Below are 18571 nucleotides of genomic sequence, written 5' to 3'. Positions count from 1 at the left end.
TTTCCTTTCACTTCTTTATCTTCCTTATTGTACCAAATTTCTGCCTCTTCTCCACACTTAAAGTGTCGCGACAAAGCGTCTAAAGGCTGCTTGGCCTTCTGCTGTTCGCTTGTAGACACCGGCATCTTCGAGCACGCGCGCAAAGATCTGACCGACTGATTCACGAACAATAGCTTCCGCCTCTGCTTCTTCTGTAATGGTTGGGTGAGTGGCTTTCAAGTCAGCTGCCCAGTCCTGGTGGTAATTAGCTACAGTGCATTCTCGACCGAGCAGATAGTCTTGGACCTGCTTAAGCTCTTCCTTGAGACGAGGAGGCAAAATGGCCAAGCCCATGACTTCGATCAGGCCGATATTTTCTTTTTTGATGTGTTGCACATCCGCATGTGGGTGGTAAATGCCATCTGGATGCTCTGGTGAGGTTTGGTTGTCACGGAGCACCAAGTCCAGTTCATAATGCCCATCACGGATTCGTGCAATGGGGGTAATGGTATGGTGGGGCTGACCGTCGGATGCCGCTAAGACTTGAACAGCTGGATCCGAGTAGCCACGCCAGACTGTAAGGATATGGTCTGCCAGAGCAATCAATTGCGCCTTGTTATCTGATTGCAACCGGAGAACCGACATGGGCCAGTTGACAATTCCTAGTGACACCTCTTCAAATCCCGGAATGGTAAAGCTTTCCTCAACAGGAGCCAGCTCCATAGGGAAGGTATGTCGCCCCCCTTGGTAGTGGTCATGAGTCAGGATAGAGCCCCCTACAATGGGTAGATCTGCATTGGAACCTGCAAAATAGCCTGGAAAAGTCTCTACAATGGTCAAAAGTCGCTCAAAGGTTTTGCGGCTAATGGCCATAGGAACGTGTTGGCTATCGAGGAAAATGCAGTGTTCATTGAAGTAGGCATAAGGGGAATACTGGAAGCCCCAGTCATGACCGTCCATATCAAAACGAATGATCCGATGATTGGCACGGGCAGGATGATCTAGGCGACCTTGATAACCTTCATTTTCAAAACACAATTGGCAGGCTGGATAATGACTGGCTTTCGCAAGTTTAGCCGCTGCAATGTCTTTAGGATCTTTTTCAGGTTTTGACAGATTGATGGTGATTTCAAGAGAACCGTAGGGAGTTTCTGCCTCAAAGGCGATATTTTGAGCAATGGCTTCTACTTTGATGTAGTCGTTGCGCTTCGAGAGGGCATAGAAATCAGCAATCGCGTCCTCCTTGGACTGACGGTAAGTCTCCCAGAAATGATGGTTGACCTGACTAGGACTGGGGGTGATCCAATCCATCAACTCCGCACCCAAGCTGTCTTTTGCGGCCATGCTATCTTGGATCTTGCTATTGGCAACAGCGATTTCCACCAGCTGCTCTTTGAGTGCGATCACATCTGAGTTATGAGCTGGCGCGTCTAGCCCCTCTTCTCCGATGCGACTCATGACACGATTTTTTAGATAGATCCGATCCATCTCTTGGTAGTCACTTACCGCAATAACGGCTGTGACAAATGCATCTAATACCTGTTCTGTCATCCTATCTCCTTTTTAATCAAGCACCCGTGTTCCTGCAGCAACCTCTGCAATATAGAAGCTTGGTGCATAGCCAACTACTTCCTCATAACGTTTGCCGACAGCTTCTTTAAAAGCCTCAACCTTATCTTTGTTTACGAGGGCGATGGCGCAACCACCAAAGCCTGCTCCGGTCATACGAGCACCTAAGACGCCGTCTTGTTCCCAGGCTGTATGCACCAAAGTATCCAATTCTAAACCAGTCACTTCGTAATCATGCTCCAAAGATACATGTGAAGCATTCATGAGACGGCCAAAGCCTTCCAAATCACCTGCTTCAAGTGCCTTGCGAGCTTGGAGAGTCCGTTGGTTTTCAAGAACGGCATGGCGAGCCCGTTTGATGCGATTGTCATCTTTAATCAGGTAACTATAGGCATCAAAGGACCAGAGGTCTAATTCCCCTAAGGTTTGGATAGCTAGTTTTTCTTGGAGTTCAGAGACGGCTGTTTCACATTCTGCACGGCGTTCATTGTATTTTGAATCCGCTAATTCCCGGCGTTTGTTGGTATTCATGATGACCACGACATTGTCTTTAAGGTCTAGCGGTACCAAATCATATTCTAGGGTGTTGGTATCGAGATAAATAGCCCGTTGATCAGCCCCCATACCGATGGCAAATTGGTCCATGATCCCAGAGTTGACTCCGATGAAGTGATTTTCGGTTTGTTTCCCGATCTTGACCAGTTCTAAGCGGTCTAACTGAAGATCAAATAGTTTCTCGGCGATGACGCCAATCAAGAGCTCTAAGGAAGCTGAAGAAGAGAGGCCTGATCCATTGGGAATATTTCCGTAAACATAGACGTCCATGCCGCTATCAATGGTGTGACCAGCTTCTTGTAAGAAATGAAGCACGCCTTTTGGATAGTTGGTCCAGTTGTGCTCTTTTTCAAAACGAAGATGATCCAGTGGGACTTCAATGATCCCCTTGTCTTCAAAATTGCCTGAGAAGAAACGCAAGACCTTGTCTTCTCGCTTTCTTGCAGCCCCGTAAGTACCAAGCGTAATGGCTGCTGGGAAAACATGTCCCCCGTTGTAGTCTGTGTGTTCACCGATCAAATTAATCCGTCCTGGTGAAAAGAAGGTATGATCAGCCTTCTCGCCAAAGACAGCCTGAAACTTTTCTTGTAGATCTTGAGACGTGATTGATGTAGTCATGAGAAACTCCTTTTAGTTTTGTAAACGTTTTTATACTTTTATTATAATCGATTAAAAGTAAAACTTCAAGTATTTTTAGTAAAATTTTATTTAATTTTTATTTTGACTTTAAAAAGCATACAATATAGGTTTTTGTCCTGTTTCAATTCCTATTCATTTCTTTCTATTTCAAGTTAATTTTAGTAAATTTTTACTAAAAAATCTCAATTGGGAGATCACCCAATTGAGATACTAAATCCCTTAATTTTTCTTTCTCGGATAGACAAAAGATCCAAGGAAGGTTAAAAGGCTGACACCCATGAGGGATAGAAGGTTTTCTGTTTGACCCGTCTTTGGCAATACCGATGATGCAGGGCTTGCTGAAATGGTGGCATGAGCCTGATCCGTGTCATGTGACACAGAAATCGGAGTGACTTGTGGACCATCAAGAGGGCTTGTTTTTTCTTGCTTGCTAACAAGGACCTGTGTTCCCGTCTTTCCAACCTCTACTGGTTTTGTCTGATGAGCTGGATCTAGAGCTGGTGGAGTTGGATCTTGGGCTTCTGGTGTCGGTAATGGAGCAGGTGCTGGATAAAAGAGACCATGACCAATGCGGTAGGCGTACTCTGTTTCCGACAGTTTTCCATCTACAATTTTTGGAATATCAACTGGTAAGGTACCTACGTGTTCCTTGCCATTGAAGATGACTTCCACTCCTGCAGGAATATTTGGACCAAAGGCATTGTCTGGTCTGAGGGATTCCGTTGGATCCATTCCCTTATTTCCATAGACTGCTAAAATGGCTTTAGCCGCTGGATAGTTGGCTACATCATACGGTTTGGAGATCGAAAGGATAGCTGCCTTCTTCTGCTTGGTGTTGGCATAATGGATGATCTCTGTTGGGATCTTGGTCCGCCAGAAATCTTTATCCAGTTGCCCCTCATAACCGATTTCTGAAATCACCACGATATGGGTTGCTTTCTCTAGGTCTTCTTTTAGACTATCAAGGGTGGATGCTTTGGTGAAGTTCTTCGCCACAAAGGAGGTATCTTTTGGAAGCACCCCATCCGCTATTAAGCGACGCATGCCCAAATTTAGTCCAGGGACTTCATTTTCAAAAGCTCCTAAGAGTAAGACATGATCCCCTTTTTGGACCTTAAATGGCAAGGTATTGTCTTCATTTTTAACAACCGTCACCGCTGCTGCCGCAATCTTGCGTTCCAAATCACGATTCAGATTGGATCCTACTGCTTCTTCTGCTTTTTCAGGCGTCCGAGCACTCGGATCAAAATTCAGGACCCCACGTTTTTCTTTGAGGGTGAGGATCCGACGAACGGACTCATTTAAACGTTCTTCTGAGATGTCACCCGTTTGCACCGCACGAACTACTTCATCGACAATGGTATCAATCTTGGTCAAATCGGTTTTACTGCGAAGGGTCGTTGGCATCAAGACCAGGTCAACTCCTGCTTTGATCGCCATCTTCACAGCTTCGACCTCACCGAAGTTCTTAGCGATGGCGTCCATTCCCATAGCATCGGAGACAATCACACCCTTATAGCCGTATTTCTTCCGTACCAAGCCCGTTAAAATATCATCTGAAAGTGTCGCTGGAACATAGATTTTCTCACCGGTTTCCTTTGACACAACCTGATCTTTTTCAATTTGTGGGTATTGGATATGGGCCGTCATCAAGAGGTCTACACCAGCATCCATGGCTTTTTTGAATGGAAGGAGTTCTAATTTTTCAAGTTCGGCAAGAGATTTATCCACCAAGGGGAGACCTGTATGGGAATCAACCGCTGTATCTCCATGACCTGGGAAATGCTTAGCAGCTATGGCCACATTGTAGTCCTGAATTCCCTTCATCATTGGAATTCCTAAGTAAGCAACACGGTTTGGATCAGAGGAGAAGGAACGAAGCCCAATGACAGGGTTTTGTGGATTATTATTGGTATCCAATACAGGAGCGAAATCAACATTCAAACCTAAGGCAGAAAGTTCGCGACCGATAATTTGACCAGCTTCTGTCGCTAACTTTGGATCATTAGTAGCGCCAATGGCCATATTCCCAGGGAGAGCTGTCCCACTACCCAATCGATAGACGATCCCTCCTTCTTGGTCGATCGCTAACAATAGTGGAATCTTCCCATTATTTGCCTTGTTTTCAATGGCCGCCTTTTGCATATCTTGTGTCAGTGCCAGTGTTTGCTTGGTTTCTTTGACGTTTTCAGCGAAAAGAATGACACCTCCAAAGTCATGCTTATCAATAGCTTCTGCCACTTCAGCATTGACCTTCGTGAGATCTTGTGGCGACTCCTGACCAGCCTCCTGCCACTTACGGAAGTCCGGCATAATCATTTGAGTAACTTTTTGCTTGAGAGGCATGTCTTCCAGCAGTTTTTCCACTTCAGGTGATGCCGTCTCCCTTGTTGTTTCTGTTGGCGATGCAGCAGGGACCGCTTCACGGTCAGTCGTAGCCGGTGTCTCGGTTCCCCCTCCCTGATTTTCTGTGGAGGTTTCTGGAGCTGGAGAAGCTACAACCTCTTCGACTGTTGCTGCCGGTTCATTGACTTGATCCGACGCTTGAGCTGTGTCTGCCTTTGCTGTTTGGACTGATAATAAAGCAAAAGCCGCTAATAGGGTCGCAGATGGATACATGATTTTTTTCATAAAGCGACCTCCTTTCCTTCAATAGATATTGTACCATTGTTTTATAGTTTTATAAACGGTTGCAAGGTCCTTGTTTTAAAAAAGGATAAGCGTTTTTTCACTTATCCTTATCTAGCTTCTTATTTTTTAAAATATGATTTCTTGACCGTTTTCTGTCACTTGGTAAGTCCCATCAGCAAGATTGATTTGGGCTCTTGCTGTGGCGGTCTGGTCTTTGTTTTGGCGCGTGATGACAATGGTATGTTCATCTGGTGTTTCCACTTCAATGCTTCCTTCTAGGTCAAATGCTTGCGAGTTGTTCCGGAAACTAAAGAGCTTGAGAAGGGATTGCACGACCGGTCGCTCTACTTCTTGAGCAATTTCTTCATTGCTGTAGTAATGACGGTTGATATTGCGGCCTTCCTTAGTGTTTTCTAAGAGTTCCAAATCATTCTTCCCAGCTAGGAATCCAACATAATACACTTGTGGAATTCCTGGCGCAAAGGCTTGAATCAAGCGGGCTAGGAAATACTTGCAATCATCATCTCCAAGCGCTGAATAGTAGGTCGAATTGATTTGGTAGATGTCCAAGTTGTTGTACTCTGCTGTTGAATATTTGCGTTTCACATTCGCTCCTACTTTGTAGAGCTCATTTGATGCATAGTCAATTTCTTCATCTGTCAAGATATCCTTGACATCAACCACCCCAATCCCGTCATGGGTGTCGAGTGTCGTGAATTGCTTCATCGGACTCATCTTCAACCACTTAGCAAGGCGCTCCACTTTTGAGCTATAGAGGGTATAGAGGGTCACCATTGGAAGGGCAAAGTCATAGACATAATAGTCGTGATCGGCAATCTTAAATTGGATAGAATAGTGTTCATGAATCTCTGGCAAGAGCTCAGCACCGTAGCTGGCTGCCATATCGCGCACCTTATCCAGCAAGTCCCAAATGTCTGGCTCCACGAAGAAATCATTGGTGTCCAATTTCTTGACTGCATAGGCAAAGGCATCTAGGCGAATGAGGTCACAACCATTGCTCGCCAAATGTTCGATGGTCTTGCGGATAAAGTCCATGGTCACTTCCTTGGTCACGTCTAAGTCAATCTGCTCTTCCCCGAAGGTATTCCAGAGATGCTCAGTCGTCCCATCCGCAAAGGTAATTTCTTGCTTGGGAGCTCGATCCTTGCGCTTATAAATCAAGTCTACGTCTGCTTGAGTTGGACGATTCTCTGGCCAGAACTTGTCCCAGTTGAGAAAGAGATCCTTGTAAGCACTTTGGTCATGCTTTTCTTGATAATCTTTGTAGTATTTAGACTGGCGGGAAATGTGATTGATCATAAAGTCAAACATGAGATAGTACTTTTCGCCCAGGCGTTTGACATCTTCCCAATCTCCAAAGGCTGGATCCACTTGATCATAGTCCACAGGCGCAAAACCTCGGTCTCCTGTAGATGGGAAAAATGGCAAGAGGTGAACACCACCTACTGCATCCCCAAAGTGTTTCTCCAGATTTTTATAGAGGTCCTTGAGGTCATTTCCCAAGCTATCTGAGTAAGTAATTAACATGGTTTTGTTTTGAATTGGCATAATGGTTTCCTTTCCTTTATTTGAAAGCCAAGTCTGAAGAGACCTGGCTTTCTTGAGTTTTTCTATTTTAAGAATGGCTTTCTAGGATACGATTGAAATCAGCAAGCTGCATCGGCCCTTTGTATCTGAAATTGAACGCGCCTAAGCTCTGTGTGAAAAAGATGAATCCTCCAAGAAGTCAAGTCTTCTTATTCAGATTCCCTATTTTCACTGTGAGCTTTTAACGGGCTTTGTATCTTGTTATTTCACTGCACCGTTGCTCATTCCTGCTATGATATGGCGTTGGAAGAAGAGATAGACAATGGTGATACTGATAATGCCGACCACGTAAGAGGCAAAGCTTGGTCCGTAGTCGTTGAAATATTGGCCTGCGTAGTTGTATTGGAACAAAGGCAAGGTCCACATTTTGGAATCCCGGTTCAAGACAAGGAGTGGCAACATGAAGTCATTCCAGAACCAAAGGGCATTGATGATCATGGTTGTCGCATGCATGGGTTTCATCATTGGGAAGATGATGCGGAAATAGGTTGTAAATTTATTGGCACCATCGATCTCTGCTGCTTCATCCAAACTTTCTGGAATAGAGATCTTGATATAGCCCACATAGAGAAAGAGGGTCTGTGGAATCGCATAGGTTAAGTAGAGCAAGATCAAACCAAAGGTGTTGGCTAAACCGAGCTTGCTCATCATGACGGTAATCGGGATCATGATGACTTGGAAGGGTACGAAGATTCCAAGGATTAAGAGGGTATACATGATGGTAAAGGCTTTTCTCTTACTCATATTGCGAGCAATAGAGTAGGCTGCCATCGGGATAAAGATCATCACAGCAAGGAGGGACAAGACCGTGATGACGACTGAGTTCCAGTAATAGCCTCCAATACCATCAGCCAAGAGGCGACTAAAGTTGTCCCATGTGAAGTTGGTTGGAAAGCCAAAGAAATTATCTACAATATCCTTAGTTGGTTTGAAAGAACTAAAGAGGGTGGCAAGGAGTGGCACTAAAATCAGAACCGATCCTAGAATCAATAGAATGTATTTGCCAATCAAGGCTTTTCTTTCATCTTGTTTCATCGTGCTTCTCCTCTTAAATTTCAAATTTCTTAGATACTCTCAATTGGATGATCGAAATCACTACAATCAAGAAGAACAAGATTACGGCAATGGCATTGGCATAACCGAATTGGTTGTTTTTAAAGGCATAGTTATAAACCAAGAGCCCAAGTGAGGTTGTGGCATTGTTTGGACCACCACCGGTCATGGCAAAGACTTGGTCAAAGGCGGTCAACCCTCCTTTTAGGGCTAGGATAAAGACCATAGAGACACTTGGTAGCAAGTAAGGCAATTCAATGTTCCAGAATACTTGCTTGCTAGTCGCGCCATCAATCCTTGCTGCTTCTGTAATCTCAGTTGGAATAGATTGCAAACCAGCTAGGAAGATGATGATGGGCATGGCCACTCCTTGCCAAAGAAGGACAAAGACAGCCGCAAAGATGGCTCCCCACTTAGTCCCGAGTAGACTGGTTTGGAGAAACTCAATGTGAAGGGCATTCCCAATCGCTGGAAGACCATAGTTAAAGACTTGCTTGAAGATCAAAGCCACTGTCAAACCAGACAAAACGGCAGGGAAGAAGAACCAAGCACGGAAGAAGGTTTGGCCTTTGATTTTAGAGTTCAAGACACGCGCAATGAAGATCCCAAGAGCAATCTCCCCAACCACCATGGCAATCGTGATGATCACCGTAAAGCCAATGGCATTCATGAATTTTGGATCCATGAAGAGGAGCTTAAAGTTGTTGAAACCGACAAATTTGTAGTTATAAGTCAATCCTGTCCAGTTGGTAAAACTGTAAAAGGCTCCTTGAAACATTGGCACATAGAAGAAAATTGCTTGTAATAAGAGGGGGATGACCACAAAAGCCCATGCCCAATATTTTTGTAATACTTTTTTCATAGTCTCTCTACTCCTAATCCACATCCGCTTTCATCGGGTTAAAGAAGGCATTCAAATCATTGACCATTCCTTGTTTATCACCTGTCAAGACATAGTTCATGGTCAAGGTATGGAAGTCTGCTTCACTGGTCCAGTATTGTTGCAACCAAACCAAGTGACGATCCGTAAAGGCATATTTGGTCATACCAGCAAGCGGTGAATCTTCTCCTGCTTGTTTGACCCCTTCGATCGCTGTTGGAGATCCGTCCACATCGTAGTATTTTTGCATGACTTCTGGACGGGTCATGTATTCTACAAAGGCATTGGCTTCTTTTGGATGTTTGGTAGTGGCTGAGATAGACCATGCCAAGTCTCCTGCACCAACCGTTAAGCTTTGTCCTTTTTCTTTTCCTGGAATCATGAAGGTTCCAACCTTAAATGTCGGTTTTTGCTCATTAATCGCTGTGATCGCCCAAGACCCATTTGGTGTCATGAGGACATCCCCACGTGCGAAAGCTCCGATAACGTCTGTATAGCCGGCACCTTCCCAGTTCTTTTGCTTCGAACCTTTAATGCGAAGAATATCCATGACCTTGATGTCATCTTTCATAATCGGATCAGTCAATTTAATGGCATTTGGTTGAGAATAACGAAGGTATTGATTGGCTTCTTTCCCTCCACCTGCTGCTGTCGCAAAGGCTAATTGATTGTAACCATTGAGGGTCCAAGCATCTGCACCTGCAATTCCAAATGGTGTTTGTCCTTTAGCAACGATGTCTTTGACTAACTGTTCAAATTCATCCCAGGTTTCCGGAACCTTCAAGCCCAGTTCTTCGAATTTATCTTTGTTGTAATAAATTCCATAAGCATTGGCTGTAAAGGGAACGTTGTAGACTTTTCCGTTCACGGCATATTTTTCAGCATAGCCATTTTTCACGCGTTTCATATAGTCTTTATTGGACAAATCTTCGAAGACACCTGCTTTTGCCCATTCTTGTAGTTCGATGGACTGTGGGTAAATATTAACCACATCTGGCACATCTCCTGCGAGGACACGTGTTTTCAATACTTCACCACCGTTCGGTACATTGACAACTTTGACCTTGACCTTTGGGTTTTCCTTTTCAAAATCACGCGCGATTTCTTCCAAAGTTTTAGTCATTTCTTTTTTCTGGTTGAAATACTCGATGGTCACTGTGCCATCCGCCGATTTTCCATCGTTGGAGCAAGCACCGAGCCCAAACAAGGCTAAGCCTGTAGTCGCAAGAAGTCCGATTTTTTTATACCATTTCATTTGGCTGTCTCCTTTTATTTTTTGACAAAAACATATTGTTTAGAGAGAAAATCTCCCTGAGGAAGAACGACGGTTAAGCCCGCATACATGAGCTCGGCTCCTGAATAGACTTGGTTCGTCCCTTCTAAGCTATAGAGCGCCTCTTCTTCCAATCCTTTGAGTTTCAAGGTCGGCTCGATCTCTTCAACTGTTGATAAGACCCTTACATAGGTTACAACCGTGCGGTCTTGATAAGTAAACTGGACGGCTGCTTGATTGGCACCTTGACTAGGGTTCATTAGGCGGTAGTGTTGCCCGAATTGGACAACTGGTCGAATCATTTTATAGTGAGCGACTTGAGCTGCGATGGTAGCCAACTCTTCTTGAGAAAGGCTGGTCAGATCCAATTCATAGCCTAGATTTCCCATCATGGCTACATGGCCACGCGTTTCTAGTGGTGTGATCCGTCCCATCTGGTGATTTGGCACCGCTGATACGTGAGCGCCCATAGAAATAGTTGGATAGAGATAACTAGATCCATACTGGATGGGAAGTCTGGCCATGGCATCCGTATTGTCGCTCGCCCAGACCTGTGGGAAGTAACGCATCATCCCCAGGTCATTACGACCACCACCACCGGAGCAAGACTCAAAGAGAATGTGCTCGTATTTCTCCGTCAAGTACGAAACCACTTCATAGAGACCCAAGATATAAGCATGGGATTGCATCTTGGTTTCTAGATAGGTTTTCCCATTTCCAAGCTTGGTGATATTGCGGTTCATATCCCATTTGATATAGTCGATCTCATGGTTTCCAAGCAAGTCATCCAAGACCTGCTTGATATAAGCTACTACTTCTTTATTTGAGAAATCAAGCACTAGTTGATTCCGTGAATAGGTGTGTTCGTAACCTGGGACTTGAATAGCCCAGTCCGGATGTGCCCGGTAGAGGTCGCTATCAACAGAAATCATTTCTGGCTCCACCCAAAGGCCAAATTGAAGTCCCTTGTCATGGATGCCTTGGATCAATTCTGCTAGGCTTCCTCCTAATTTTTCTTCATTGACGGTCCAGTCACCGAGGGCCCGATTGTCATCATACCGATTGCCAAACCAGCCATCATCAAGAACGAAGAGTTCAATACCCACTTTTTGAGCTTCATCTGCTAGCTCCAATAATTTGTCTTTCTTGAAATCAAAGTAGGTCGCTTCCCAGTTGTTGATCAGAATTGGACGTTCTTTATGGGCAAACTGGCTAGGAATGATATGGTTTTGGACAAATGCTTGACTCTCTTGACTGAGACCGGTCAATCCCTTATGGGAGTATGTGATCATGGCCACTGGCGTATCAAAGCTCTGATTTGCTTCCAATTCCCAGGCGAAGTTTTCAGGATTGATTCCTAGTCCGACCCGAACTTCATTGACTTGATTTTTCTGAACAAAAGCTTCAAAATTTCCACTGTAGAGCAGTTGGAAAGCCAGAGCAGAGCCCGCATCTTCTGTCACTTCATGATCAGCAAGAATAAGAGCTGGGGTCTGGGCGTGTCCAGAAGCACCACGGTTGGAGCTGATGGAGAAGATTCCTTGCTCCACTTGCTGACGGCGGACTGTTTTTTCTCTCGCATAGGCCCCTTGAAGGGTGATGACATCATAGTCACCTGCTGGGACATCTGCCATCACACTAAGAGCCTTGTGAATCACGACGGTTTCGTCACCATAGTTTTCAATCTTAGAAAAGCTAGTGATAGTAGCCTGATCCTCGTAGGCGGTGTAGTAGAGGGTCAAACGAAGGGCTGCTTGATCATCTTCAAAGACCAAGGCCAAGGTTTCAGCCTGATCTACCGAGTAAGGATTAGGAAGACCGGTCGCCTCGACACTACCAGAGTAGATATTGGCTCCGACATAGAGGAAATCCGTCACCTCTGTGGCTCCGTGCTGGATCTGGATCGACGGTTTTCGAAAATCTCCTAGTCCGTGCTGGCCCAAGACCTGTCGCTGGGTATCCAAGCTAAAGGTTCGATTGTCAGGTGTGAGATTTCCTGAGAAAGCATGGTCCTTCTCATGCACTGTATTGGAAAAATGATAAGACGGGATCGGACGCCCCAGATGCTTAAGCATCAGGTAGCCATCGCGATTTTCAAGGATGAGGCTCAATCCCTTACTTTCTACATAGAACAAATTCTGTTCAATACGAATTGCCATATCTTCCTCCATTGGACCCTAAAAATATCACTATGTATTTTTATATTCAGTTCCAATATCTTTCTTTTTTTACATGTCTTTATTTTACTTGATGTAAACGCTTCCGAAAATAGAATTTTGTTGGGCATATATGGTAAAATGTTAGGTAGGAGGTTTACCTATGTTAGTCTTTTCAGAATACCAAACCGACACCATTGATCTAGCCCTTGATTTTTACGGATACGAAGATTGCCCCAAGAATTATGAATTTGGTCCTAGCTTTCGAGACAATTTTGTTCTGCATTTTATCACCAAGGGAAAAGGTGTCTTTCACATCAATAAAAATGAAATCCATTTAGAAGCCGGGGATCTCTTCCTTCTCCCTAAAAATATGGTGACCTACTACCAGGCAGACGCAGAAGATCCTTGGTCCTACTACTGGATTGGGATTAGTGGCACCAAGGTGAGTGATTTCATGCGCTTTTCAACCTTACATGCCAAAGGTTTTCTAAAGAAGAATGAGGTGGACACAGAGCGGATCGGGCTGTTTATGGAGCAACTCGTCCACAAGGCAGAGGCTTCAAAGATGACCACGCACTACCAACTCCACCTTCTCTCTCAGATCTATGAACTGCTATTTCTTATCAGTGAAGTGGCACCCGATATCCATCGGAGCCATCCATCTCCAACCTATCAACTCTATCTGACTTGCAAACATGTGATTGAGACGCATTACGCTAAAGAACATCTCAGTATTCAAGAGATCGCTGATGACCTCAATGTCCATCGCTCCTACCTAACAACTGTTTTTAAGGAGTTTCACCAGATCTCTCCCAAAGAATTCCTGCACTCGGTCCGCATGCAACGTGCCCAGCAGTTGCTGACCAATACAGACGAAAGCATCAAGATCGTGGCTTACTCAGTTGGCTTTTCAGATCCCCTTTATTTTTCAAAGGCCTTTAAGGCTTACAGCCACCTGACTCCTAGCCAATATCGTAGCAAACATAAAATTTAGTAAAAATTTATTTCTTTTTACTAGCATTTAGAGTATACTGGAAGTAGAAATCAATAAAGGATGAACCATGGCAACGATTAAAGACATTGCAGAAAAAGCAGGCGTTTCTCAGGCAACGGTCTCTCGCGTTCTCAACCAAGATGCGACCTTATCGGTTGGCGAAGACACGCGCAGTCGGATTCTTCGCATCGCTGAGGACCTGCATTACCAAAAGAAAAGCCGCAAAACAGCGCCTCAACCAGTCGAAGATTCTCATAAAATCGTCATCTTTGAATGGTACACGCGTGAAGAAGAATTAGAGGACCTCTACTACTATGCCATTCGGATGGGCTTGGAGAAACAAGCCCAGGAATTAGGCTATGAGATCTTTCGTATCTTCAACAAGGACGATTGGTCTTTGATTCAGGAGGCAGACGGCATTATTGCTCTTGGGAAATTCAGTCCCAAGACCATTCAAGATCTAGAAAGCTATGGCAAACCCCTGATCTTTGTCGATAGCAATACCCTCTATCTGGGGCATTCTTGCGTGACGACAGATTTAGAAGATTCTGTTATCACCGCTCTCGAGCATTTTCTTGAGCATGGCCACAAGGAGATCGGACTCTTGGTCGGGCAGGAAGAGACGGCAGATGCGACACCGCTTCAGATGGATCCTCGTCAACGAGTCTTTCAACAGTTTCTCACAGAAAAAGAGCTTTATGAGGAGCGCTATGTCGCTGTCGGCCAGTTTTCAACTGAGTCGGGCTATCAGATGATGGAGCAGCTGATTCAAGACTTGGGAGAAGACTTGCCAACTGGCTTTTTCATGGCCAGCGATGCCATAGCTGTTGGGGCCCTTCGGTCCCTTCAGGAGCACCAAATCGCTGTGCCTGATCGCGTCAGTCTCATTTCCTTCAATGATACCTCGATTGCTAAGTATGTCTTTCCGGCCCTCTCTACAGTAACCGTATACACAGAAGAAATGGGCAAGCAAGCCATTCAGCTGTTGCGGCAGACCTTCCAAGGGAGTCAACCAAGTGTTCCCTGCATGGTCAAATTAGCCACCAAACTGACGATTCGAGACAGCAGTCGCTAGGAGGTCTTAGTCTTATGAAAACACACGAAATCCTCTTTCAAACCCTTTCTCAGGCAGATGATTATGTCAACGGGGAACAGTTGGCAAAAGAATTAGGTGTTTCTCGCACCTCCATCTGGAAGGCTATTCAGCGCCTGGAAAAAGATGGGGTCGTCATCGAATCCCTAAAAAAGAAGGGGTATAGACTGGTCTCAGGTGATATTCTGCTTCCTGAAGTCATCGCAAGAAATACCCAGTTGACCGTTACTTTGAATGAAGAATGTCATTCTACCCAATTGGACGCAAAATTAGGCATGGAAGCCCATAAAGAGGGTAGGGCTCTCTACCTGGCCAAGTCCCAATCTGCCGGAAAGGGCCGCTTTGGTCGCGACTACTACTCTCCCGATCAAGGCGGCATCTATATGTCTCTTCATCTCAAGCCCCAACTCCCACCTGCGGAGCTCCCCCCTTATACCCTCATGGTCGCAGGAGCCATCTATAAGGCTATTAAAAATCTGACCCTGATCGATGTCGATATCAAATGGGTCAATGATATTTACTATCGCTATAAAAAAATTGGGGGAATCCTAACCGAAGCTATCACATCCATCGAGACTGGCCTTGTCACGGATGTCATTATCGGAGTCGGTCTCAATTTGGCTATCTCTACTTTTCCAGATGAGCTAGAAAGCAAGGCTGGTTCCTTATTTGAAGGCCCTTGTCCCATCACCCGCAATGACCTCATCAGCGAGATTTGGAGGGAATTTCTTCATACGGATATCGATGAACTGGTCTACCTCTACAAAGAGCGCTCCCTTGTCTTAGGACGAACTGTCACCTTTGAGCAGAACCAGCAGACCTATCAGGGCATAGCCAAAGACATCTCCGATACCGGCCAACTCTTGGTCCAGTTAGATAAACAGGAAGAAATCTGGCTCAATAGTGGCGAAATTTCCCTCAAGCAGTGGGATCTATAAAACAGAGCTCACAACTCAAAAAAGAGTCTGGGACAAAACGCTGTCTCAGACTCTTTTGTGTGAAGATATATCAAAAATTTTTAAACCATTTCTTGATATACTCTAAGCATATATCCAGTAAGAATTTGATAAATAATAATACAATTCCAATCTTCACAAACATGTAATATTTAAATGTGTCATCAAATTCATGCACACGGATCGGAAAGGTGAAGATATTAGACGGATTGATAAGAAAATATAGTGAGATACAAATAGATAAAACCAACGCCACTATAAAAATTTTTTTATGTAATTGCATTTTCTACCTCTTCCTTTCTTGTTTGACAACATTAAATACCAATCACCAATTTTATATAGCCTGATTAATTCTTTCATTCCCCTTTCTAACAGGCTATTTTATAGTTCTTACACCTTCATCATATACCAATTTCAAAATAATACAAGTCTGTTTTTCTAATTATTTTCATGATATAATAATAAAGTTTGGATGTTAAACATAAACTCAGTAACTATTCCAACAAACTCTATAAAATTAACTTTTTAGATAGCACCATGATATATTTAAGCTACTAAACAGTTCAATTCAGTATGTTTTTTGCCCCACTTTTAAATCATGATATTGAAAATACCTAAAAGTACCTTATCAACAGGAAAAAGCCTTGAGTTCCAAGGCTTTTTTGCTTTGTTACCGATCCACCACTTGCGCTTCAAAGTGGGCTGGTTTATCGTCTACATTGGTGATGGTGATCTTGTAAGGCTTTTGTTCCGTCACCCCAAATACTTCCTCTACTTCCCCTTGAACCACTATTCCATCGTTCTCTAAATAGATACTCTTACTTTTGTCATTCGGCAAATCTTTGCGCTCTGTTTTGTCTTTTAAAAAATTGAGCTCCGTTATTGTTTACTTTTCAACATTATAGACTATATTACTATCTTTCATCCCCCAACCTTTTCGACCGGACAGTTTTAACTTAGCATCATCTAATTTTTTAAAATGGAGTTCCGAATTATACTCCAACTGGTCCGTATTGGGATAAACTTTTAATGTAACGCTTTGACCAGGCTGGAGGGTGTAGCTTCCATAAGTAAAGATCGAATAAATAAACCAAACTGCAAATGAAGCATATAAGAAGCCAATAATCTTTCTTAAACGTTTGTTTTTAAAACGACGTAAAAGTAGGACAAGAGAAATAATAAATATCAGGGGTGTTACCATTTAATTCTTTCCTTTCTTATACTCATCAATGCAAGAATACATTTGTTTATCTATGGTATCAATTACTCTTTACTCATTCAATACGCTATCTTTGCAAGTATAGTTTCTAGAAAATAATAAGTTAGCACAACATTGAAATCTACCTGTTTTTCGTTTGGAATTTTATGGCACAGAGCAATCAATCGATCTTTATTCATATAAAACCTCTATTAATGACTGAACGTTTTCGAGAATATGAAACTCTCGAGCATACTGGTATAGTTTTCGGAGATTTTTCTCTGAAGATTGAATATATCTTTTACAAAAATTCTATCTCTGCTTCCCATAATTTATCAGTATTGGCACGAGTAAGCTCTATTTTAAGACCCACTTTAGCTTATTTTATTCAAAAACTTTTCTACTATACGTTTATTCATCTAATCAATTAGATATTAATAGTCTCTCCAATCGATAAAACTGTATAGTTTGCGTCTTCGACTTCTTTATTGGTCGTATTGTAATGACTATAGTCTTCAATATGAATTGGATAAATATTTTTAGGTTGAAGTAGATCATTCATTTGGTTTAGCATTTTCAAATCCATTGTAAATGGTCCACCAAACGAATCAGATTTTACAGCACCTAAATTAGCAAAAATAGCATCTATATTTTTTGGAACACTTTTTGTTAAATTTGAATAGAAAATAGTATCACCCGTAAAATAAATCACCTTAGTTTCTGATGAACTTGCAATTGATATTTGATAACCATTAACTTTACCAACTATTTTTTGCATAATGAAATTACTAGCATGATAGGCTGGTAAGGCTTTGATAGTAATAAGATAGTCACCGACAGAAAACTGCTTTTCTTCGCCCCATTTTAAAACAAAGTTATTTAAGCCAGATAACCCATTTAAGATTTTCTTATTAGGAGAAATTACAGTTTTACCCTTTAAATAATTTCTTCCTACATTATCTAAATGATCATGATGACCATGAGTTATTAGCCATACATCAACTTTATTAAGAAGAGACTTATCATGATTGACATTAGTTTGTTTCTCGGACACAAATCTTTTAAACTGAACTAAAGCTCCTTTGGGAGATAAATCAGGATCAATTCCTATATAAAATTTATTATCAATAGAAAGGACTCCACATGCAACTCCACAATAAGTAAACGAAATAGACATAATACCTCTTTTATTTTTTTATAACGATATTTGTTCAATTTATAAGTTGAAATAAAATTAATTATCAGTTTAATCCACATTAATAAAACAACAGCTACTACCATTGATCAAAAGTTCAAATTCACAACAAGACTAGTATACCACAAACTATATGCACCAGCTTTGATTAAACCACAAGAAAACCACCTCGAGGGTGGTTCTTTTTTTATCAATCGTCGAACACTCCGCCTGTGAGTTGGTACATGAGGTAAATATGCTCCAAGGTTTTTACCTTATCCATATGCTCCACATCTTTTACGCCTCCCAAGGCTAGTAAAGGAACAAAACCGAAACACTCATCGTAGGCCAATTCACCATGTTTGGCAACAGCTTTTTTGTAAAGTGGAATATCGAAATAATCGTCTTTGAAATCTTCATCATCAACATACTCTATGAAACGATCCATACGCTTAATCATAATATCCAAATCCTGAATATTATATTGGACAATTCCTACGTAGGCGTTCTCTTCCTAAGTAATAATATCTCCAAATGCTGTTACGAACATAGGGAAAGCGATATCTCCTCTGAAATAGCTATCTCGGAGAAGCTCAAGATAATCCTCTGGATTAATCAACTTCAAATAACCATCTAAAAAGGTTCCCAGACCATCCTCTTGCCAAATCTGTAGCAACTCAGTAGGAACTTGATCCTTATACTTTTCAATGACTTCTTGGGGCATATCTGCCTCTTTGATAAAGTTTTCTAACATGTTATCCTCCGATTTGGTTTTTAGCATCGTTTCTCTATAATCCCAGTATAGCACAA

The 18571-nt window shown here is 42.8% G+C and carries 12 protein-coding genes and 2 pseudogenes; 3 read left to right on the top strand and 11 right to left on the bottom strand.

What is annotated here, in order from left to right:
* Window positions 1-57: 57 nt before the first annotated feature.
* The 8 genes from galT to ACVC7Q_RS01195 form a co-directional block, all read right to left on the bottom strand.
* Window positions 58-1530 carry a UDP-glucose--hexose-1-phosphate uridylyltransferase gene (gene galT, locus ACVC7Q_RS01230; RefSeq protein WP_447264520.1) on the bottom strand — a complete coding sequence of 491 codons (1473 nt, stop codon included), beginning with the start codon at window positions 1528-1530 and terminating at the stop codon, window positions 58-60.
* 12 nt (window positions 1531-1542) lie between these two features.
* On the bottom strand, window positions 1543-2721 hold the full coding sequence (locus ACVC7Q_RS01225) for a galactokinase (RefSeq protein ID WP_447264519.1): 1179 nt from the start codon (window positions 2719-2721) through the stop codon (window positions 1543-1545).
* Between the two features lie 240 nt (window positions 2722-2961).
* Entirely contained in the window at window positions 2962-5373 is a 2412-nt protein-coding gene (locus tag ACVC7Q_RS01220; RefSeq protein WP_447264518.1) for a glycoside hydrolase family 3 N-terminal domain-containing protein, read from the bottom strand.
* A gap of 126 nt (window positions 5374-5499) precedes the next feature.
* A complete protein-coding gene (gene gtfA, locus ACVC7Q_RS01215; protein WP_447264517.1) occupies window positions 5500-6942 on the bottom strand; it encodes a sucrose phosphorylase in 1443 nt (480 codons plus the stop codon).
* A 240-nt stretch (window positions 6943-7182) separates the two neighbouring features.
* Window positions 7183-8016, bottom strand: coding sequence for a carbohydrate ABC transporter permease (locus ACVC7Q_RS01210; protein ID WP_021153463.1), 834 nt, complete (start codon window positions 8014-8016; stop codon window positions 7183-7185).
* Window positions 8017-8029: 13 nt separating this feature from the next.
* Window positions 8030-8896 (bottom strand): carbohydrate ABC transporter permease, encoded by an 867-nt coding sequence (locus ACVC7Q_RS01205; protein WP_270288756.1) that lies wholly within the window; start codon window positions 8894-8896, stop codon window positions 8030-8032.
* A gap of 13 nt (window positions 8897-8909) precedes the next feature.
* Window positions 8910-10169, bottom strand: a complete 1260-nt coding sequence (locus tag ACVC7Q_RS01200) for an extracellular solute-binding protein (RefSeq protein WP_447264516.1) — start codon at window positions 10167-10169, stop codon at window positions 8910-8912.
* A gap of 14 nt (window positions 10170-10183) precedes the next feature.
* Window positions 10184-12346 carry an alpha-galactosidase gene (locus ACVC7Q_RS01195; RefSeq protein WP_447264515.1) on the bottom strand — a complete coding sequence of 721 codons (2163 nt, stop codon included), beginning with the start codon at window positions 12344-12346 and terminating at the stop codon, window positions 10184-10186.
* Window positions 12347-12506: 160 nt separating this feature from the next.
* Here ACVC7Q_RS01195 and ACVC7Q_RS01190 point away from each other — a divergent pair, with 160 nt between their 5' ends.
* From ACVC7Q_RS01190 to birA, 3 genes are all read left to right on the top strand, one after another.
* Window positions 12507-13340: an AraC family transcriptional regulator gene (locus ACVC7Q_RS01190; RefSeq protein WP_447264514.1), complete on the top strand. Its 834-nt coding sequence runs from the start codon at window positions 12507-12509 to the stop codon at window positions 13338-13340.
* A gap of 67 nt (window positions 13341-13407) precedes the next feature.
* The gene (locus ACVC7Q_RS01185; protein ID WP_447264513.1) at window positions 13408-14415 is read left to right on the top strand and encodes a LacI family DNA-binding transcriptional regulator; all 1008 of its coding nucleotides are present in this window, start codon (window positions 13408-13410) and stop codon (window positions 14413-14415) included.
* A 14-nt stretch (window positions 14416-14429) separates the two neighbouring features.
* Window positions 14430-15371: a bifunctional biotin--[acetyl-CoA-carboxylase] ligase/biotin operon repressor BirA gene (gene birA / locus ACVC7Q_RS01180; protein ID WP_447264512.1), complete on the top strand. Its 942-nt coding sequence runs from the start codon at window positions 14430-14432 to the stop codon at window positions 15369-15371.
* A gap of 688 nt (window positions 15372-16059) precedes the next feature.
* Here the strand turns inward: birA and ACVC7Q_RS01175 are convergent.
* The 3 genes and pseudogenes from ACVC7Q_RS01175 to ACVC7Q_RS01165 all read right to left on the bottom strand — a co-directional run bounded on the left by ACVC7Q_RS01175 (window position 16060) and on the right by ACVC7Q_RS01165 (window position 18515).
* Window positions 16060-16590, bottom strand: a pseudogene (locus ACVC7Q_RS01175) (hypothetical protein).
* Between the two features lie 424 nt (window positions 16591-17014).
* A complete protein-coding gene (locus tag ACVC7Q_RS01170; RefSeq protein WP_447264511.1) occupies window positions 17015-17764 on the bottom strand; it encodes an MBL fold metallo-hydrolase in 750 nt (249 codons plus the stop codon).
* Window positions 17765-17972: 208 nt separating this feature from the next.
* A pseudogene (locus ACVC7Q_RS01165) lies at window positions 17973-18515 on the bottom strand (T6SS immunity protein Tdi1 domain-containing protein).
* Between the last annotated feature and the right edge of the window lie 56 nt (window positions 18516-18571).

It is taken from the genome of Streptococcus sp. W151, assembly GCF_053010205.1.
This window is presented reverse-complemented; position numbering and strand designations above follow the sequence as displayed.